Below are 18,724 nucleotides of genomic sequence, written 5' to 3'. Positions count from 1 at the left end.
GGCGGGCATGCCGTCCCCCGCGATCGCCGCCCTCGACGCCGCCGGACTGCCGTACCGGGTGATCCGGCACGGCCCGGTCCGCAGCCTCGCCGAGGCCGCCCAGGCGCGCGGCGTCGCGGTCCCCGACGTGGTCAAGACCATCGTGGTACGCCGGGGCGAGGACGACCATTTGTTCGTGCTCACCCCCGGCGACCGGGTCGTCTCCTGGCCCAAGCTGCGCGCCCTGCTCGGGGTGAGCCGGATGTCCATGCCTGACGCCGAGGCGGCCCGGGCGGCCACCGGCTACGAGCGCGGCACCATCACGCCGTTCGGCTCTACCACCGCCTGGCCGGTGGTCGCCGACGAGCGGCTGCGCGGCCGGGAGATCACCCTCGGTGCGGGCGAGCACGGGATGGCCGTGGCTGTCGACGCCGATGCCGCCCTCGCCACGCTCGACGCGACGGTCGCCGACGTGACCGACCCGGAACCGGCCCGCTGACCGGCAGCGTCAGGGCCTGCCGCGCAGCCGGGCCAGCCGCCCCGACTTCGCCTGCCTCGAAGTCGTCAAGGTCCGCCCGACGGCCTACGGTGGACACATGCCGAAAGCTGTCTGGAACGACCTCGTCATCGCGGAGAGCGACGACACCGTGGTGGTCGAAGGCAACCACTACTTTCCCCGCGCCGCGCTGCGCGAGGACCTGATCCGCGACTCGGCCACCCACACGTTCTGCCCGTGGAAGGGCACCGCGTCGTACTACACCCTCGAACACGCGGGCCGGACCAGCGCGGACGCCGTCTGGTACTACCCCGACCCGAAGCCGGAGGCGGAGATGGTGCGCGACCGGGTCGCATTCTGGAAGGACGTCCAGGTCGTCGACTGAGTCACGCCCGCACCGGGGCGGCTCGCCATCGACGCTCGCCGTGGGTCAGGATGCCCCCATGTCCGCGCCCCGCACCGACCCGCCCGGCACCGTCTACGGCGCCCGCCGCCTGGCCCGTCTCCGCCTGCCGCAGGACCCGCTGATGCGGATCGCGCTGGGCGTCGCCGTGGTCGGCGTACTCCTGGGGGCGTTCCTCGCCACCGGCGTGCTCGGCGGCGGCGACCAGCCGGTGTCCACGGCGGCCGTGCCGACGCCCACGGCGAGCGAGTCGAGTCCGGCCGCGCCCACCACGGAGGCCACGCCCACCACGGCCGCGCCCACCACGGCCGCCCCGCCGTCGCCGACGGCCGCACCGGCGCCCTCGGCCCCCGCGGCCGGACCGAAGGTGTTCCGTGGCGTCCCCTCCGGGCGCTGCGTCGGCGTGACCGGTGACGAACCGGAGGGTGCGCAGGCGGCGCTGGCCGACTGTACCGGCGGCCCGGAGCAGCAGTGGGTGGCGACTCCGGTCGCCGCCGACGTGTTCGCCCTGGTCAACGCGGCCAGCGGCAAGTGTCTGGACGTCTACGGGCAGAGCGCCGACGACGGCGCGAAGGTGGTGCAGTGGTCCTGCAACGGGCAGGCCAACCAGCAGTGGCGGCTCGCCCCGGCCGCCAGCGGCGCCGTGCTGCTGGTAGCCGTGCACAGCGGCAAGTGCGCGCAGGTCCACGACGCGGGCAACGCGCTGGAACAGGCGCCGTGCGGCGGCGTGCCCGAGCAGCAGTGGGCGATCGGGTAGGCCCGGGGGCGGGTCGCCGATGTGGCGGTGTCCGGCCGCCGCGGACACCGTCAGGTCGCCGATGACACGGGCCGGCCTCGGCGGCCCGGCCGGCGGCCGGATGTCCGCCCCGGGACACCGCCAGGTTCAGCCCCGGTAGCTCCACGCGCGGGGCGCGGCGGCCACCGGCACCGCGACCGGCACGGGCACCGGCTGCCGGCGGCGCAGCAGCAACGACAGCCCGGCCGCCCCGATCGACAGCGCGCCGGCCGCGTACCAGGCGAGGGCGTAGTCGCCGAGCTGGTCGCGGACCAGTCCGGCGCCGGTCGCCGCCACCGCGGCGCCGATCTGGTGGGCGGCGAACACCCAGCCGAACACGACCGCGCCGGACGCGCCGAAGTATTCCCGGCACAGCGCCACGGTCGGCGGCACGGTGGCCACCCAGTCCAGCCCGTAGAAGACGATGAAGACCAGCATGCTGGGCTGCGCGGTGTCGGCGAAGAGGCCCGGAAGCACCAGCAGCGACGCGCCGCGCAGCGCGTAGTAGGCGCCGAGCAGCAGCCGGCTGTCCATCCGGTCGGTGAGCCAGCCGGAGGCCACCGTGCCGGCGATGTCGAAGATCCCGACCAGGGCGAGCAGGCCGGCGGCGGTGGTCTCCGGCATGCCGTGGTCGTGCGCCGCCGGCACGAAGTGGGTGCCGACCAGGCCGTTGGTGGTCGCGCCGCAGATCGCGAAGCCGCCGGCGAGCAGCCAGAACGGCCGGGTCCGCGCGGCGGCGGTGAGCGCGCCGATCGCCCGGGCCGCCGCCCCGCGGGCCGGCGGGGCGGGCGGCAGCACCTCGGTGGCGCCGTAGGCGGGCAGGCCGAGATCCGCCGGGTGTTCGCGCAGCAGCCACACCACCAGGGGTACGACCGCCAGCGCCGCCCCGGCGACGACCAGCGCGGCCACCCGCCAGCCGTGGTCGCGGACCAGCACGGCGATCAGCGGGAGGAAGACCAGTTGCCCGGTCGCCCCGCCCGCGGTGAGTACGCCGGTGACCAGCCCTCGCCGGTGGACGAACCAGCGCCCGGTGACCGTGGCCACGAAGGCCAGCGCCATCGATCCGGTGCCCAGCCCGACCAGGACGCCCCAGCAGAGGATGAGCTGCCAGCTCGCACTCATCATGACGGTCAGCCCGCTGCCGAGGGCCACCAGCGCCAGCGCGCCGGCCACCACCCGGCGGATGCCGAACCGGTCCATCAGCGCGGCGGCGAACGGGGCGGTGAGCCCGTAGAGCATCAGGTTGACCGAGACGGCGGCGGAGATCGTCGCGAGGGGCCAGCCGAACTCGGCGTGCAGCGGGTGCAGCAGCACCCCGGGCGTGGCGCGGAAACCGGCCGCGCCGACCAGCGCCACGAAGACGACGGCGGCGACGGCCCAGGCCGGGTGGAGACGGCGGGAACGGGTCACGCTCCGAGTTTCGGGGCGGGCGGGCCGCACGACGAGTGGCCGGAAAGCCATCGTGCGCAATAATCGGGCCATGGTTGTCGTCCCGCACCGGATCGCCGTGCTCGCCCTCGACCAGGTGGTCGGCCTGGACCTGGGCACCCCGTCCCAGGTCTTCGGCACCGCCCGTACCGACGACTTCCAGCAGCTCTACACCGTCGACGCCTGCGCTCCCGGCGGTGGCCCGGTCCGCAGCACCGCCGGGTTCCAGGTCGTCCCCGATCACGGGCTGGAGCTGCTCGACGCCGCCGACACGGTGATCGTCCCCGGCATCCACGGCGGCCCGCCGCTGGCGGACGGGACGCTGGCCCCCGAGGTGACGGCGGCGCTGCGGGCCGCCCACGAGCGTGGCGCGCGCATCATGTCGATCTGCACCGGCGCGTTCGTGCTGGCCGCCACCGGCCTGCTCGACGGCCTCCGGGCCACCACCCACTGGGCGTACGCGGACCGCTTCCGCCGGCTGCACCCGGCCGTGGACCTCGACCCGGACGTGCTGTTCATCGACTCCGGCCGGGTGCTCACCTCGGCCGGGGTGGCCGCCGGCCTCGACCTGTGCCTGCACGTGATCCGCACCGACCACGGCAGCGAGGTGGCCAACCGGTCCGCCCGGCGCTGTGTGGTGCCGCCGTGGCGGGACGGCGGCCAGGCCCAGTACATCGAGCGTCCGGTCCCCCGGGCGGCGGAGACCGGCACCGCGGCCACCCGGGAGTGGGCCCGGCAACGGCTGCACGAGCCGGTGGCGCTGCGGGACCTGGCCGCGCACGCGCGGATGAGCGTACGCACGTTCACCCGGCACTTCCGCTCGGAGACCGGACTCAGCCCGGCGCAGTGGCTGCTCCAGCAGCGCACCGAGCACGCCCGGCTGCTGCTGGAGACCACCGAGCTGAGCGTCGACCAGATCGCCCGGCACGCCGGCTTCGGCACCACCGCCGCCCTGCGCCAGCACTTCCACCAGCGGGTCGGCGTCGCCCCCACGGCCTACCGCCGCACCTTCCACCGCGTCTCCTGATCCCCGCTGCCGGAGTGGCAGGGCTTCGGGGAGCGCGTCTCACCCAGGAGCTTCGCAGGGCATTGCCCACGCCACCGGCTCGTCTTCGCTCAGGCCAGGTGCGGTTGGCGGCGCAGGGCGCGGAGCTGGGCCAGGTGCATCGGCAGGTGGACGCGGGTGTGCAGGTCCAGGGTGCGGCCCCAGGGCAGCGAGTCGGCCACGTCCAGGTCGAAGCCCTCCCGCAGCACCGTCTCCACCGGGGTCTCCGTGGCCGGGCCGAGGCGTTCGGCGAGGGTGCACAACTTCTGGCTGGTCGCCCGGAGCAGCGCGGCCAGTCCGTCCAGCCCGCCGCACTCGGAGACCAGCGCGTCGAGCTGCGGGCGGTGGATGGTCTCCAGGTCGTAGTACGCGAACGGCGACCCGGCCAGCACCGCCTCGGTCGCCTCGCTCATCAGCTCGTCGTTGGCGGCCAGGTGGGCGACGATCTGCTCGGCGCTCAGCTCCCCGTCCTCGGGCGGCCCGAACCCGCCGGCGTCCACCTCCGCGAGCACCGTCTCGTACGCGCGCCGCAGCTCCGCGGCGTCCACGTCGTCCATGCCCGCATCCAACCCCGCCTACGGACGGCAGCGCCGCGGCTACCCCGCCGGGTTCACCCGGACGAGGCGGCGTGGCGGGGTTTACCCACCCGATCGACCGGGCTATTATAAGCCACAACTTATGAAGGAGGAGTCTTGACGCTCACCAGTGACCCTGTCCGCGCCGCCGGTCTGGTGGCCCGCGAGATCCGCGGCGGCACCCGCGGCGGCCGACCCACCAAGATCGCGATAGCCCGCCGCCGGTACGCCGCCGAACGCCCCGACGTGTGGGACGCGCTCACCAACGCCGAGCGGATCCCGCGCTGGTTCCTTCCGATCAGCGGCGACCTGGTCGTCGGCGGCCGCTACCAGCTCGAGGGCAACGCCAGCGGCGTGGTGGAGAGCTGCACCGAGCCGGAGAGCTTCGCGGTGACCTGGGAGTTCAACGGTCAGGTCTCGTGGGTGCAGGTCCACCTCGGCGAGGCCGACGGCGGCACGACGCTGGAACTGGTCCACGAGGCGCACGTCGACCCCGACCTGTGGGCGCAGTTCGGTCCGGGGGCGGTCGGCATCGGCTGGGACCTCGCGCTGCTGGGCCTCGGCCAGCACCTGGCCGGCGCCGCCCTCGACCCGGCCGAGGGGGCCGCCTGGCCGCTCAGCCCCGACGGCACCCGATTCGTCCGGCTCGCCGGCGACGGCTGGGCCCAGGCCGCGATCGGCGACGGCGACGACCCGGAGCAGGCCAGCGCCGCCGCGGCGCGTACCGTCGCGTTCTACACGACCGCGCCGGAGGAGGCACCGGAGGGCTGATGGCGGGTGCCGTCTTCGACGCGCTCGGCGATCCCGTGCGCCGCCGGATCCTCGAGCTGCTGAGCCTCGGCGAGCGGCCGGCGGGCGCGATCGCGGACGCGCTGCACGCACAGTTCGGGATCTCCCAGCCGGCCGCCTCCCAGCACCTCCGCGTCCTGCGCGAGGCCGGGCTGGTCACCGTACGCGCCGAGGGCACCCGCCGCATCTACGGCGTCGACAGCGCCGGAGTCGCCGTGGCCCAGGAGTGGCTCGCGCGCTTCGCGGACCCCTTCGCCCAGCCCCTCGACGCCCTGGAGACCGAGCTCGCCCGCGGTCGCCGGGCACGGCGACGGGCCGGCAACCCGGACCAGACCCGGGAGCCGGGCCCCACTACCGAGCGTCGACCACCCCGAGCCACCGCCTGAGGGGCCCGACGGCCGGCCCGACGGAAGCCGGCGACCGGTCAGCGGCGGCCGTGGCGGGCGCGCAGGTAGTCGGCGACCACGTACTCGCCGAGATCGTCGAGATCGGGGGTGAACATCCGGCCCCGGGACCGGCGGGCCACCGCGTCGACGAACCGGCGCAGACCCGGATCGCCGCCGAGCATGAACAGATTCAGCGTCGCGCCGTACCGGGTGAGCCGGTCCACCTCCCGGATGGTCGCCTCGATCGTCTCCGGCAGCGGCGGCCAGTGGAAGTACGCCTCCCCGTCGTCCGGATCGAGGTGGGCAGTCGGCTCACCGTCGGTCACCACCAGCACCACCGGCTCGGCACCGGGGTGCCGGCGCAGGTGCCGGGCGGCCAGCCGCAGCGCGTGCTGCAGGTTGGTGCCCTGCTGCAGATCCGGCTCCACCGCCGCCAGCTCCTGCTGGGTCAGCGGCAGCGCCTCCCGCCCGAACCCGATGATCTGCAGCGCGTCCTGCGGGAACCGGGTCGCCACCAGATGCGACAGCGCCAACGCCGTCTGCTTCATCGGCCCCCAACGCCCCTGGGAGATCATCGAGTACGACAGGTCGACGCAGAGCGCCACCGCCGCCGACGCCCGCCGCTCGGTCTCCACCACCTCGAAATCCTCGACCGCGAGCTGCACCGGCACGCCCGGACCGGCCCGGCGTACCGCACGGGTCAGCGTGCGCACCACGTCGAGGGGCTGCTCGTCGCCGTACTCCCAGAGCCGGGAGGCGCCGCTGACCTCGCCGGCCGCGCCCGCCGAGCGCAGGTCGTGCTGGCCGCGCGGCCCGGCCGTCAGATCGGCGAAGACCCGCCGCAGCGCGGTGCCGGCCAGCCGGCGCAACGCCTTCGGGCTCAGCGTCAACCCCTCCGCGTCCCGAGTCACCCAGCCCTGCCGACGCAGCTCCCGCTCCAGCTCCCCCAGCCGGCGTACGTCGTCGGCCGCGTCCCGGCCCAGCGTCCGGGCCACCGCGTCGACGTCGACGTCGTCCAGCGTGGCGCCCGGCTGGTCCTGGTCGAGGTGTTCCAGCAGCTCGTCCAGCTGGGCGAGCTCACCGAGCGCCCCGGTCGCCTCGCCGTAGCCGAGCGGCCGGTCGCCCCGGATCCGCTCGCCGCGCTGCCAGTTCAGGTCCGGGCGCAGCGCCCGCAGCTGCGCGTCCAGCTGCGCCAGCTCCCCGGCCAGCTGCCCGCCGAGGGACTGGCGCATCAGCCCGGCCAGCTCCTCCCGCTGCCGATCCGACAGCGACCGCATCAGCCGCTCCCCGGCCGCCGCCCGGCGGGCCAGCACGTCGATCAGCTCGTCGACGTCCTTCGGCCGTTCCGGGAAGAACTCGCCGTGCCGGCGCATGAACTCGGCGAACGCGTCGGTGGTGTCCTCGGACCGGGCGTGCCGGGCGAGCAGGTCGTTGAGGTCGCGCATCATCTCGGCGAGCTGCCGCTGGGCGGCCGGGTCCGCGGCGGCTCGCGCCGCGTCCCGCAGCCCGGCGAAGCGCTGCTCCAGCACCTCGCCGCGCAACCCGTCCAGGATCCGCTGGTACGTGGCCCGCGCCTCGTCGCTGGCCCAGTCGTACCCGGACAGCTCCTCCACGGCGCGGGCGGTCGAGCGGGGCAGGTTGTCCAGCACCGCCTCGGCGAAGCGGGCGTCGTCGCCGTCCCGGCCGCGCAGCTCCTCCCGCTCGGCTGCCAGGGCCTGGTCGAGCAGCGCCCGCGCCCGGGTCACCGCGCCGTCCAGGTCGCCCCGGCGCAGCGCCTCGCGGCGCAGCCGCCGGGCCCGGGCGGCCAGCTCGTCCAGGCCGCCGCGCCCCTGCGGGCCGCGCCGCAGCAGGTCCCGCAGCGCCTCCCGCAGGCTGCCGCCGCCCAGCACCTCCGCGCCGACCGCGTCCACCGCGGCCCGCACGTCGTACGGCGGGGCGAGCGGGTCGGGCCCGCCGCGCCACTGCCCGTACCGGAACCGGTTGCCGGCCATGCTCAGTCCCGGCCGCCGTAGACGGTGCGCCCGGAGTCGGTGACGTCCTTGCCCAGCCGGCGGGTCAGGTGCAGGCCTTCCAGCACGAACTCGATCCCGGCGGCCGCCTCCTCCGGGCTGGGCGCGTCGCCCAGGCCCAGCCGGTCGAGCACCTTGGCCAGCCCCGGCACGGTGCCGACCTGGCGCAGCAGCTCGGCGGAGGAGACCAGCTCGCCGGTCTCGATCACCTCGCCCTCGGCGACCAGCGCGGTGAACCCGGACAGGTCCAACCCGGCCAGGCGGCCCCGGAACGTCTCGGCGGTGGCGGTGCGCAGCAGGTGGGCCAGGATCTCGATCTCCCGCCCTTCTTCGCCGCTCTCGAACTCGACCTTGCCGCGCAGGGTGGAGGTCACCGAGACCGCGTCGCCGACCCGGGCCACCGGCGCTTCGGGGCGTACCACGGGGTCGCCGGCTCCGGGCGCGGCGCCGCCGGCCGCCGGTGCGGCGAGCAGGCTGGCGCGGCGCAGCGCGGCCGCCGCGACGGTCTCCGCGGCGGCGATGGCGAACCGCGCGGACACCCCGGAGCGCGGGTCCACCGACGGCGACTCCCGGACCGCGCGGGCGAACCGGGCGAGCACCTCCAGCACGTGCTCCGGCACCTCGGCGACCAGGTCGGCCTCCTGCCGGATCAGCGCCAGCTCCAGCTCCAGGTCGGCCGGGTAGTGGGTACGGATCTCCGCGCCGAACCGGTCCTTCAGCGGGGTGATGATCCGGCCCCGGTTGGTGTAATCCTCCGGGTTGGCGCTGGCCACCAGCAGCAGGTCGAGCGGCAGGCGCAGCTGGTAGCCGCGTACCTGGATGTCCCGCTCCTCCAGCACGTTCAGCAGCGCCACCTGGATCCGTTCGCCCAGGTCGGGCAGCTCGTTGACGGCGAAGATGCCCCGGTTGGTGCGCGGCACCAGTCCGAAGTGGATGGTCTCCGGGTCGCCGAGCGTACGTCCCTGGGCGATCCGGATCGGGTCGACGTCGCCGATCAGGTCGCCGACGCTGGTGTCCGGCGTGGCCAGCTTCTCGCCGTACCGCATCGAGCGGTGCAGCCAGCCGATCGGCAGCTCGTCGCCGCGCTGCGCGACGAGGGCGCGGGCGGCGGGGGTGAGCGGGTGCATCGGGTGCTCGTTGAGCACCGAGCCGGGGATGACCGGGGTCCACTCGTCGAGCAGGGCGCCGAGCGACCGGATCAGCCGGGTCTTGCCCTGGCCCCGCTCGCCGAGCAGCACCATGTCGTGGCCGGCGAGCAGGGCCCGCTCGACCTCCGGCAGCACCGTGTCCTGGTAGCCCACGATGCCCGGGAAGCGCTCCTCCCCGGAGCGCATCCGGGCAAGGAGGTTGTCGCGGATCTCCTGCTTGACCGTGCGGTAGTGGTGCCCGGCCGCCCGCAACGCGCCGAGCGTGCCGGGCAGGTCGGCGGGCGGGACCGGGGAAACCTGAGTTGGCGCAGTCACCCGCCCAACGCTAGCGCGGCCGGGTGACGATTCGCCCCTCTTCGCCGGTGCCGATGACCCGGACCCGGTCACCGACTGATCCCGAACCGCCACCGACCCGGCAGGGTCAGCGGCGGCGGGGGACCGGACCGGGCCACGGCCGTCGGCAGCGGCCACACGCGCCCCGCCGGCGCAGGTGGTACGCCACGGTCGCCGCCCCGAGCGCCATCCCCCACAGCGGCCAGAGCAGCATCGGCGCGGTGGTGAGGCTGAACCCGCCGCTCAGCTCCCAGAACTTGGGGAGGCTGATCAGCCCGAGGGTGGCAGCGGTCACCGAGATCGCGACCAGCGCCGCCGGTACGACCGCCAACGTGATCGGCACCCGCCGGCCTGCCAGCCCCACCATCCACCGGGGGAACCGCTCACCCCAGGGCCGTACCAGGCCGAGGGTGAGGATCGCGCCGATCGTGGCGAACGCGGCCAGGCCAGCACCCGCCCAGACCAACCCGGTCTCCCGCATCTCCCGCAGGAAGTCCGCGGAGATGCCGAACGGGATGCCGGCCGCCCAGGCGAACCGGACCACCGCGTAGGAGAGCGGGATGACCGCGGCCGTGTACGCGGCCCACCGCCCCCAGCGGGCGGCCGCCGCGGGCGAGGTCCAGCCCCGCTCGTCGTCGTCGCGACCGCAGGCCGGGCAGGCCCCGGCGGTACGCCGCTGCCAGACCAACAGCGCCCCGGCCAGCAGAACAGCGCCGACCAACGCGCAGCACCTCGCCAGCAGCGGCCAGTCGAAGACGTCGGCGTAGTCGACCGGCGGCCAGCCGAACGGCGCGCCGATGATCAGCATCGGCAGGTAGCCGAGGATGACCAGCACCCGGCCGTCCGGCACCACCACCGCCAGCCCGAAGGCGACCGCCCATCCGTAGCCGAGCAACAGCGCCCGGGGCAGACCGCGTACCGTGCCGGTGCGGCTCATCAGCAGCGCCGCGACCGCCGCGAGCAGCAGCACCCCGGCGAACAGCGGGGCGCCCAGGTGGACCGGGACCAGCCGGAGCAGGCTGGCCTCGCCGTGCGGATCGTTGGCGCCGAACGGGTAGCCGGACCCGGTCAGCGAGGAGACTCCGGCGAGCAGGCCCCAACCGCCGAGCCAGGCGGCGGCGAGCGGGGCGGCCAGGCGAAGCCGCGTCCCGGCGGCCCGGCGGGGTGGGGAATCGGTGATCGTCGTCATGGCTCCAGCCTCGGCCCGCCGGACCCCCCGCCCATCCCGTACGACGGTGAACCCGCTCCCCCGCCCGAGGGACCGGACTCAACCGGTCGGCACCACGAAGCCCGACTCGTACGCGGCGATCACCGCCTGCGTGCGGTCACGTACGCGCAGCTTGGTCAGCACGTTGCCGACGTGCGTCTTCACCGTCTCCACCCCGACCACCAGCCGCTCGGCGATCTCGGTGTTGGACAGCCCGGTGGCCATCAGCCGCAGCACCTCGGCCTCCCGGTCGGTGAGCCGCGCCGACCGCAGCCCGTCCCCGCCCCGGCTCCCGTACGCCCCGACGAGCTGCCGGATCGCCGCCGGGAAGAGCAGCGACTCACCGGCCGCCACCACCCGGATCGCCTCCACCACCTCGCTCGGTCGGGCCCGCTTGAGCAGGAAGCCGCTCGCCCCGGCGCGCAGCGCGTCGTAGACGTACTCGTCGTTGGCGAACGTGGTGATCACCAGGATGCGCGGCGGGTCGGCGGAGGTGGCGAGCAGCCGCCGGGTCGCCTGGATGCCGTCGATGGCGGGCATCCGGACGTCCATCAGCACCACCCGGGGGCGCAGCTTCGCCACTAGCGGCGGCACCTCCGCGCCGTCCGTCGCCTCACCGACCACCCGCAGGTCTGGCTGGGCGTCCACGATGGCCCGCAGCCCCACCCGGACCAGCTCGTCGTCGTCGACGATCAGCACGTCGATGCTCACCCGGTCTCCCCCCTCGGCACCGGCAGCGAGGCCCGGACCCGCCACCGGTCGTCCTCCGGGCCGGCGGTGAGCCGCCCGCCGAGCAGCAGCACCCGCTCCCGCATGCCGGCCAGCCCGCGTCCGCCGCGCCCCGCCCGCGCCGCGCCACGCAGGCCGTTGACCAGCTCGATCTCCAAACCACCGTTCGGTACGTCCACCCGCAGCGTCACCGGGCCTCGCCCGTGCCGGGCCGCGTTGGTCAGCCCCTCCTGCACGATCCGGTAGCCCTCCCGGGACACCGCCGCGGGCAGCTCCCCGACCGCCCCGCTGACCCGGGACTCCACCGCCAGGCCGGCGGCCCGGGTGTCGGCGACGAGCCGGTCCAGCCGGGCCAGGGTGGGCTGCGGTGCGGTGGCGGCGCGCCTCGGCCCGCCGTCGCTCTCCCGCAGCAGCCCGAGCACGTGGTCCAGGTCGTCCATCGCGTGCCGGCTGGTCTCCTCGATGGCCCGCAACGCCCGCCGGGTGAACTCCGGGTCGGCGTCGAGCAGCTCGCGGGCGGCACCGGCTTGGAGGGTGGCCACGGTCAGCGCGTGCCCGACCGAGTCGTGCAGTTCCCGGGCCAGCCGGTTCCGCTCGGCCAGCCGGGCGGCTCGGGCCTCCAGCGCGGCGATCCGCTCGCCCTGTGAGGGGCCGAGCAGCACCGGCGCCATCGACGCGGCGAGCGCGCCCAGCCCGGCCACCGCGTAGCCGAGCCCGACCAGCAGCACCACCCCGGTCAGCGTGGCGCCGACCGGGTTCGCGATCAGCGGCCCGAACCCGTTGGCCTGGCTCACGCCCGGGTCGAGGCCGATCGGCCCGGCCAGGAAGACCAGCGCCATCGGGAGGGCGCTGATCGCCGCGAACAGCACGAGACCGCCGGTGAGCAGGTGCAGGGCGATCCAGAGGGCGGCCCGTACCCGGGTCTCGCGGTCGATCCGGTGCTCCGCCGCCGGCTCAGGCAGGTCGACCGCGAGCAGCGCCCGGGCGGCGGCGATCTCCAGGGCCCGGCTGCCGGCGAGGAACACCGGCACCGCCGCGAGCAGCACGGCCACCAGCAGCAGCCCGAAGACCACCGGCCGGGGTGCGTCGTCGTTGGCCAGCATCTGGGCGAAGGCCGCCGCGAGCAGCGCGTACGGCAGCGCGAGCACCCCGCCGAGCAGCAGGAACACGGCCCGCCGCCAGGTGCTCCCGCGCACCAGCGGCCCCAGCACCCCCCGGAGACTCACCCACCCATTCTCGCGCCGCCCAGCACCCGGTCGACTCCCCCACGATGGGGAGATCCGCGCCGCCGGGGCGTCAGCGGTGCTCCTGGACGTACTTCTCGGGGTCCTTGTCCAGGAACGGCAGGTTCCGGCCGTTCTTGTGCTCGCCGTAGAACCGCAGCCAGCGCGCCCCCAGCTCGGCGCGCAGCTCCACGCCGGCGTGCCGGCGGAAGTCGGGCAGCGCCTCGTCCTCCTCCTCCGCGAGGTGCTCGCTGTTCTCCCGGCGGGCCTTCCACACCGCCGCCCACCAGGGGTCCGAGCCGACCTCGTGGCGCTTCGACTCGGCGATGGCGTCGCGGATCTTGTTGTGGTCGCCGATGGCGTCCTCGGTCTCCTCCTCGCCGTCGTCGCCGTGCTTGACCAGGTGCGGGTAGAGGATGGCCTCCTCCGCCTCGGCGTGGATGTCCAGGTGCAGGGCGAGCGCTTCCCAGATGGCCAGCAGCTCGGTCGGGTCGCGGGTGTCGTCGAGCCGGGCGAAGCCGCGGCGGAAGGCGGCGTGGTCGTCGAGGATGAGTGCGGTGATGTCGTCCATGGTGGTCACTTCCCGGTCCGGGCGCGGATCAGCTTGGGCACGGCGGCCAGGCCGGTGACCGGCCGGAACTGCCGGGCGGCGGTGGCCAGGGCGGCGTACTCGTCGTCGGCCAGGTCGATCTCGGCGGCGGCCGCGTTGCGTTCCATCTGCTCGACGCCGGAGGCGCCGGGGATGGCCACCACGTTCGGGGAGCGCAGCACGTACGCCAGGGCGATCTGGCTGGGCGTGGCGTCGTGCGCGGCGGCCACCTCGCGCAGCGTGGCGATCAGCGGGGTGCCGCGTTGCAGGTTCTCCGGCAGGAAGTACGCGTTGGCCCGGCGGACCGCCCCGCCGGGCAGGTTCCGCGCGTCATATCGGCCGGAGAGGAACCCCTGCGCGAGCGGGCTGTACGCGATGACGATCCGGCCGGCCTGCTCCGCGTACGGAATCAGGTCCTCCTCGGGGCCACGGTCGACCATGCTGTAGCGGACCTGGTTGCTCAGCACCCGGCGGCCGAGTGCGGCCTCGGCCGCCTGCCAGCGGCGCAGGCGGTAGTTGCTGACCCCGACCTCGCCGACCAGCCCGACGTCCTGCAGGCCGCGCATGCCCCGCATGGTGGTGGTGTCGGCGACCAACGGGTTGGGCTGGTGCACCTGGTAGAGGTCGATGCAGCTGACGCCGAGCCGGGCGGCGGAGGCGACCGCGCGCTGGTGCACCACCGGGGCGACCGGCAGCACCGGGAAGATCTTGCTGGCCACCACGACCTTGGCCCGGTCGGCGCCGAGCGCCGCGCCGAGGATGCGCTCGCTTCGGCCGAAGCCGTAGAGCTCGGCGGTGTCGAAAAGGGTGACGCCGAGGTCGAGCGCCCGCCGGACGATGTCCGCCGCCCGACGCTCGTAGTCGGCACCGTAGCCCCACTCCTTCGAGCCGAACTGCCACGTGCCGAGGCCGATCTTCGAGATCGGCTTGGGGGTGTCGAGCTGGACGAAACGCATGGCACCGAAGCTACCCGGACAAGCGGGACCCCACGCCTGTTCCGGCACCGGCGGCACAATAGGCGGGTGAATCTCCGCATCCGGGCCGCCCGCCCCGCCGAGGCGGCCGAGCTGACCGAGCTGGCGCTGCGTTCCAAGGGTCACTGGGGCTACGACGCCGAGTTCCTGGCCCGCTGCCGCAGCGAGCTGACGCTGACCCCGGCGGACGTGGCCACGCGGCAGGTGGCGGTAGCCGAACGGGACGGCGCGGCGGTCGGGCTGTTGGTGCTCGGCGGCACCCCGCCTGAGCTGGAGCTGGACATGCTCTTCGTGGACCCGCCGGCGATCGGCACCGGCGTCGGCCGGGCGCTGTTCGACCACGCCGTGGCCACGGCCCGCGCCGCCGGCGCCCATGCGCTGTGGCTCGACGCGGACCCGGGCGCGGAGCCGTTCTACCGGCACGTCGGCGCGGTCCCGGCCGGCACCGCCGTCTCCCCCTCCACCGGCCGCACCCTCCCCCGCCTGCGCTACGACCTCTGATCGCGGTCCCGTCACCGCCAGGGCTAGGGTCGCGTGGTGACCTACCTCGCCGCTGATCAGCGTTACGACTCGATGACCTACCGGCGCAGCGGACGCAGCGGGCTGCGCCTGCCCGCCATCTCCCTCGGGCTGTGGCACAACTTCGGGCCGGACCGGCCGTACGAGCGGCAGCGGGACATCGTCCGGCGCGCCTTCGACCTCGGCATCACCCACTTCGACCTGGCCAACAACTACGGCCCGCCGCCGGGCACCGCCGAGGAGAACTTCGGCCGGCTGCTCGCCACCGACCTCAAGCCCTACCGGGACGAGCTGGTCGTCTCCAGCAAGGCCGGCTACCTGATGTGGCCCGGCCCGTACGGCGAATGGGGCTCCCGCAAGTACCTGATCTCGTCGCTGGACCAGTCGCTGCGCCGGCTGGGGCTCGACTACGTGGACATCTTCTACTCGCACCGGTTCGACCCGGACACGCCGCTGGAGGAGACGATGGGCGCGCTGGACGCCATCGTCCGCTCCGGCAAGGCGCTGTACGTCGGCATCTCCAACTACAACTCCGAGCAGAGCGCCCGGGCCGCCGCGATCCTGCGTGACCTCGGTACGCCGCTGCTGATCAACCAGCCGGCGTACTCGATGTTCAACCGCTGGACCGAGACGGACGGCCTGCTGGACACGCTGGAGAAGGTCGGCGCGGGCTGCATCGCGTACAGCCCGCTGGCGCAGGGCCTGCTCACCGACCGCTACCTGGGCGGGATCCCGGCGGACTCCCGGGTGCGCACCAGCATGTTTCTCAACGAGAGCGACCTGACCGAGGAGCGGATGGCGACCATCCGGGCGCTCGGCGCGATCGCCGAGCGGCGCGGCCAGACCCTGGCCCAGCTCGCCCTGGCCTGGGCGCTGCGCGACCCGCGGATGACCAGCCTGATCATCGGGGCGAGCAGCGTGGCCCAGTTGGAGGGGAACGTGGCCGCGCTGGACAACCTCGACTTCACCGCGGAGGAACTGGCCGAGATCGAGCGGGCCCTGGGCTGATCCCTGGGTCTCGGACCGCGCCGCCAGGTTCCTTCGCCAGAGGGCCGCGGTGCGGTCCGAGACGAAGCGAGGGCGATCAGTCGCGGTAGTGGTAGCGGCAGGCCACAATCTGCAGGTCGTCCTTGCTGATCCGATACACGAGCCGGTGCTCCCGGTCGATCCGCCTCGACCAGAAGCCCGATAGCTCACCGCGCAGTGGCTCTGGCTTACCGATGCCCTCATAGCCATTACGCAGGCAATCCGCGATCAGGTCATTGATCCGCTTCACGAGCTTGCGATCGGTGTGACTTAGGTACTGCGACCACGCGGTCGGCGTGAAGACGATCCTCACGCCACATCCCCGAGGTCGGCCGGATCGACCAGCTCCCGCTCCCCGCCCTCACCCCGGTCCAGCTCCTCGATCGAGCGACGCAGGGCGGCAGCGTTCGCCGGGTTGCGGAGCAGGTATTCCGTCTCCCTCATCGACTGGTATTCGGCAAGAGGAATGATCACAACAGGTTCGTGACCCGAGCGGGTCACCACCAACTCCTCCGCGTCCTCGATCACGCTGTCCAGCTCAGCGGCGAGATTCTGCCGAAGCTGAGTGAAGTTGACCGTCCGCATGGCACCTCCTCGACGCGGCCTGTACTGAAAACTGTACATCCCATCCCGGTTCCGACGGCAAGGCAGCCCAGCGGCACGGGCGGTTCACCGGGCCGGCCCGGGTGTGCTGACCGAACAGGCCGTCGGGGCGGCGCGGGGCGGCGGCGGACCGGGGTCGGGCCCTACAGTGTCGGGACCAAGCGATCAAGGAGCGTGTCGTGTCCGAGTCGCCATCGGCGCCAGATTCCCCCCGGACCGCCCCGGCGACCGGACCGAGCGGTGGTGACGTCCCCGCCGACGTCACGCCGTACCTGCTCGTCATGCCCACGGTGGACGGCGCGCCGCCCGGCATGGTGTGGCCCGGCCAGGAGGGCCAGCCGGCCTGGGCGATCCCGGTGACCGTGCCGCCCGGCACTCGCGGCTACGCGCTGTTCGTACCGCTGGTGTCGCCCGGCGTGGACCAGCCGATGCCCACGCAGGCGGCGGCGTCGCGGGTCATGGTGCCCGCGCCGGGCGTGCCGGCCCAGGCGAACCCGCCGGCCGTCGAGGCCACGGCGAGCGCGCCGGCCCCGGCCGGCACCGGAACCACGAGCGGCACCGCACCGGCGTCGAGGCCGACCACCTCGGCCGAAGCGGTCCCTGCGGCACCCCCGTCAACCGAGGTGGGCGCAGCGGAGCGCCCGCCCACCGGCCCGGACCCGGCCGCCACGACGACCAGCGAAACGGCGGCCGGGGGAACGCCGGCCGACCGGAGCGCCACCGGCGGACCGGCGGCTGACGAGGACGCAGCCGACGCACCGGAGCCCCAGGGCACCCTGGCAGCGGGCACGACGCCGTCGCCGACCGGTATCGCCCCGCAGTCCTCGGCCACGCCGGCGGCGGCTCCTCCGCCCCCGGGCTATCCACCGCCGTACGTCGTGGCGCAGCCTGTGCTGCACCCCGGGGGCGGCTGGGCGCCGCGCCCGCCCGTGCCCCGGACATCGTTGCTCGGCGCGCGCTGGCCCGGGCCGAAGCCGGCCACCGGGCGGGCCGTCCCGCTCGCGGTGCTGGCCGGCGCGCTCGGCACCGCGTTCTTCGTGCCGCTGAGCCGGGTCGGCATCGGCTGGTTCCTCGGCTGGCTCACGCTGACCGTGGGGGTGCTGCTGGCCGTACGGCGGCGTACGGCCGGCCTGCCCCGCACCGAGCGGCTGATCCGGGGCGGCTGGGCGGCGGCCGCCCTGGTCCTGCTGGCCGTGCTCGCCTTCCGCAACGCCTGGTGGCTGGTGACGTTCTGTGTCCTCGGCGCGCTGGGCTGCGCGACCCTGGCCATCGTCGGCGGGCGGTTGGTCCGGTCGATCCTGTTCGGCCTGCTCGCGGCGCCGTTCGCGGCGTTCCGCGGCCTGCCCTGGGTACGGCGGCACATCACCGCCTCCCCGGACGCCGGGAAGGTCCGCAAGGTCGCCGGGTCGCTGATCGCCACGGTGCTGGTGCTGCTGGTGTTCGGGAGTCTGCTCGCCTCGGCCGACGCGGCGTTCTCCGAACTCATCGGCGCGACCGTCCCGAACACCGACGTCGGGGCGATGTTCCGCGGGATCTTCCTGGCCGTCGTCGGCGGGCTGATCGCGGTCGCGGCGGTCTATACCCTGGCCGCCCCGCCCGACCTGTCCACGGTGGACAAGCCAAGCAACCGCCGGCTCGGCCTGCTGGAGTGGGCCCCGGCCATCGGGGCGCTGACGCTACTCTTCGTCGGTTTCGTGGTCGTGCAGTTCACCGTGCTCTTCGGTGGGCAGCGGCACGTGCAGAAGGTCGCCGGGCTGAGCTACTCCGAGTACGCCCGTAGCGGCTTCTGGCAGCTGCTCTTCGTCACCCTGCTGACCCTGGCCGTGCTGGGCGGGGTGAGCCGCTGGGCCAGCCGGGAGCGTCCGGCCGAACGGACCGCGCTGCGGGTCCTGCTGGGCCTGCTCAGCGTGCTCAGCGTGGTGATCGTGGTGTCCGCGCTGTCCCGGATGTGGGCGTACCAGAAGGTCTACAGCTTCACCGGCGAGCGGATCTTCGTGATGGCGTTCGAGCTGCTGCTTGGGGCGGTCTTCCTGATGATCCTGGCGGCGGGCGTCCGGTGGCAGGGTCGCTGGATTCCCGGCACGACCGTGGCGCTGGCCGTGGCGATGCTGCTCGGCCTGGCGGTGCTCAACCCGGAGGACTACGCCGCACGGCGCAACATTCTGCGGTACGAGCAGACCGGGAAGATCGACGCGTGGTATCTGCGGGCGCTCTCCGCGGACGCCACCCCCGCGCTGGCCAAGCTCCCCGATCCGGTACGCCGCTGCACGCTGAGCTGGGTCGCCGACGACCTGGCCGGTCCCGACCCCTGGTACGCGTGGAACCTGGGCCGGTACCGGGCCCGGCAGGAGCTCGACCGGCTGGGCCCGAACGCGATCGGCGGGCCGAAGGACTGCCGCAAGGCCGACCAGTTCGACCTGCCCAAGAGGCGCGGCACCCGCTGACGCCCGGGCGGGGCCGGAGTCGAGTTCGGCCCCGGCCCCGCCCG

The 18,724-nt window shown here is 74.5% G+C and carries 20 protein-coding genes; 9 read left to right on the top strand and 11 right to left on the bottom strand.

The annotated features are described in order from the left end of the window. Positions 1 to 7 precede the first annotated feature (7 nt). The 3 genes from ACFYM6_RS08835 (at position 8) to ACFYM6_RS08825 (ending at position 1,635) form a co-directional block, all read left to right on the top strand. On the top strand, positions 8 to 478 hold the full coding sequence (locus ACFYM6_RS08835) for an aminoacyl-tRNA deacylase (RefSeq protein ID WP_387273626.1): 471 nt from the start codon (positions 8 to 10) through the stop codon (positions 476 to 478). 97 nt (positions 479 to 575) lie between these two features. Continuing rightward, positions 576 to 860 carry a DUF427 domain-containing protein gene (locus ACFYM6_RS08830; RefSeq protein WP_357436717.1) on the top strand — a complete coding sequence of 95 codons (285 nt, stop codon included), beginning with the start codon at positions 576 to 578 and terminating at the stop codon, positions 858 to 860. Between the two features lie 58 nt (positions 861 to 918). After that, entirely contained in the window at positions 919 to 1,635 is a 717-nt protein-coding gene (locus tag ACFYM6_RS08825) for an RICIN domain-containing protein (RefSeq protein WP_387273624.1), read from the top strand. Between the two features lie 126 nt (positions 1,636 to 1,761). On the opposite strand, the gene ACFYM6_RS08820 is transcribed toward ACFYM6_RS08825, so the two are convergent. Continuing rightward, complete coding sequence (locus tag ACFYM6_RS08820) at positions 1,762 to 3,063, bottom strand: MFS transporter (protein WP_387273622.1); 1,302 nt, start codon at positions 3,061 to 3,063, stop codon at positions 1,762 to 1,764. A gap of 70 nt (positions 3,064 to 3,133) precedes the next feature. On the opposite strand from ACFYM6_RS08820, the gene ACFYM6_RS08815 reads away from it, so the two are divergent. Further along, a complete protein-coding gene (locus tag ACFYM6_RS08815) occupies positions 3,134 to 4,108 on the top strand; it encodes a GlxA family transcriptional regulator (protein WP_387273620.1) in 975 nt (324 codons plus the stop codon). A gap of 89 nt (positions 4,109 to 4,197) precedes the next feature. Here the strand turns inward: ACFYM6_RS08815 and ACFYM6_RS08810 are convergent, their stop codons facing one another. Then, positions 4,198 to 4,674, bottom strand: coding sequence for a hypothetical protein (locus tag ACFYM6_RS08810; RefSeq protein ID WP_387273764.1), 477 nt, complete (start codon positions 4,672 to 4,674; stop codon positions 4,198 to 4,200). A gap of 144 nt (positions 4,675 to 4,818) precedes the next feature. Here ACFYM6_RS08810 and ACFYM6_RS08805 point away from each other — a divergent pair, with 144 nt between their 5' ends. Further along, entirely contained in the window at positions 4,819 to 5,472 is a 654-nt protein-coding gene (locus ACFYM6_RS08805) for an SRPBCC family protein (protein ID WP_387273618.1), read from the top strand. Beyond that, positions 5,472 to 5,876 carry an ArsR/SmtB family transcription factor gene (locus ACFYM6_RS08800; RefSeq protein WP_387273616.1) on the top strand — a complete coding sequence of 135 codons (405 nt, stop codon included), beginning with the start codon at positions 5,472 to 5,474 and terminating at the stop codon, positions 5,874 to 5,876. Before ACFYM6_RS08805 ends, ACFYM6_RS08800 begins: the two co-directional genes overlap by 1 nt. Before the next feature lie 38 nt (positions 5,877 to 5,914). Here ACFYM6_RS08800 and ACFYM6_RS08795 read toward each other — a convergent pair whose 3' ends face one another. The 7 genes from ACFYM6_RS08795 to ACFYM6_RS08765 form a co-directional block, all read right to left on the bottom strand. Beyond that, positions 5,915 to 7,867, bottom strand: a complete 1,953-nt coding sequence (locus ACFYM6_RS08795) for a VWA domain-containing protein (RefSeq protein ID WP_387273614.1) — start codon at positions 7,865 to 7,867, stop codon at positions 5,915 to 5,917. 2 nt (positions 7,868 to 7,869) lie between these two features. Further along, positions 7,870 to 9,348 carry a magnesium chelatase gene (locus ACFYM6_RS08790; RefSeq protein WP_387273612.1) on the bottom strand — a complete coding sequence of 493 codons (1,479 nt, stop codon included), beginning with the start codon at positions 9,346 to 9,348 and terminating at the stop codon, positions 7,870 to 7,872. Between the two features lie 106 nt (positions 9,349 to 9,454). Continuing rightward, positions 9,455 to 10,555, bottom strand: a complete 1,101-nt coding sequence (locus tag ACFYM6_RS08785) for a hypothetical protein (protein WP_387273610.1) — start codon at positions 10,553 to 10,555, stop codon at positions 9,455 to 9,457. Between the two features lie 78 nt (positions 10,556 to 10,633). Then, positions 10,634 to 11,284: a response regulator gene (locus ACFYM6_RS08780; protein ID WP_387273608.1), complete on the bottom strand. Its 651-nt coding sequence runs from the start codon at positions 11,282 to 11,284 to the stop codon at positions 10,634 to 10,636. Then, positions 11,281 to 12,528: a sensor histidine kinase gene (locus ACFYM6_RS08775; protein ID WP_387273606.1), complete on the bottom strand. Its 1,248-nt coding sequence runs from the start codon at positions 12,526 to 12,528 to the stop codon at positions 11,281 to 11,283. The genes ACFYM6_RS08780 and ACFYM6_RS08775 overlap by 4 nt, the downstream gene beginning before the upstream one ends. A 70-nt stretch (positions 12,529 to 12,598) precedes the next feature. Beyond that, on the bottom strand, positions 12,599 to 13,096 hold the full coding sequence (locus ACFYM6_RS08770; RefSeq protein WP_387273763.1) for a hemerythrin domain-containing protein: 498 nt from the start codon (positions 13,094 to 13,096) through the stop codon (positions 12,599 to 12,601). Between the two features lie 5 nt (positions 13,097 to 13,101). Further along, positions 13,102 to 14,070, bottom strand: a complete 969-nt coding sequence (locus ACFYM6_RS08765) for an aldo/keto reductase (RefSeq protein ID WP_387273604.1) — start codon at positions 14,068 to 14,070, stop codon at positions 13,102 to 13,104. A 66-nt stretch (positions 14,071 to 14,136) separates the two neighbouring features. Between ACFYM6_RS08765 and ACFYM6_RS08760 the strand changes: the two genes are divergently transcribed. Further along, entirely contained in the window at positions 14,137 to 14,589 is a 453-nt protein-coding gene (locus tag ACFYM6_RS08760; RefSeq protein WP_387273602.1) for a GNAT family N-acetyltransferase, read from the top strand. A gap of 36 nt (positions 14,590 to 14,625) precedes the next feature. Further along, the gene (gene mgrA, locus ACFYM6_RS08755) at positions 14,626 to 15,615 is read left to right on the top strand and encodes an L-glyceraldehyde 3-phosphate reductase (protein WP_387273600.1); all 990 of its coding nucleotides are present in this window, start codon (positions 14,626 to 14,628) and stop codon (positions 15,613 to 15,615) included. Positions 15,616 to 15,691: 76 nt separating this feature from the next. Here the strand turns inward: mgrA and ACFYM6_RS08750 are convergent, their stop codons facing one another. Both ACFYM6_RS08750 and ACFYM6_RS08745 read right to left on the bottom strand, forming a co-directional pair. Then, on the bottom strand, positions 15,692 to 15,946 hold the full coding sequence (locus ACFYM6_RS08750; RefSeq protein WP_387273598.1) for a Txe/YoeB family addiction module toxin: 255 nt from the start codon (positions 15,944 to 15,946) through the stop codon (positions 15,692 to 15,694). After that, positions 15,943 to 16,218 carry a type II toxin-antitoxin system Phd/YefM family antitoxin gene (locus tag ACFYM6_RS08745; protein ID WP_387273596.1) on the bottom strand — a complete coding sequence of 92 codons (276 nt, stop codon included), beginning with the start codon at positions 16,216 to 16,218 and terminating at the stop codon, positions 15,943 to 15,945. Before ACFYM6_RS08745 ends, ACFYM6_RS08750 begins: the two co-directional genes overlap by 4 nt. Before the next feature lie 197 nt (positions 16,219 to 16,415). Here ACFYM6_RS08745 and ACFYM6_RS08740 point away from each other — a divergent pair, with 197 nt between their 5' ends. After that, positions 16,416 to 18,680: a DUF4153 domain-containing protein gene (locus tag ACFYM6_RS08740; protein ID WP_387273594.1), complete on the top strand. Its 2,265-nt coding sequence runs from the start codon at positions 16,416 to 16,418 to the stop codon at positions 18,678 to 18,680. Positions 18,681 to 18,724 lie beyond the last annotated feature (44 nt).

This window comes from Micromonospora sp. NPDC006431, from assembly GCF_042870725.1.
Lineage (GTDB): Bacteria > Actinomycetota > Actinomycetes > Mycobacteriales > Micromonosporaceae > Micromonospora.
This window is presented reverse-complemented; position numbering and strand designations above follow the sequence as displayed.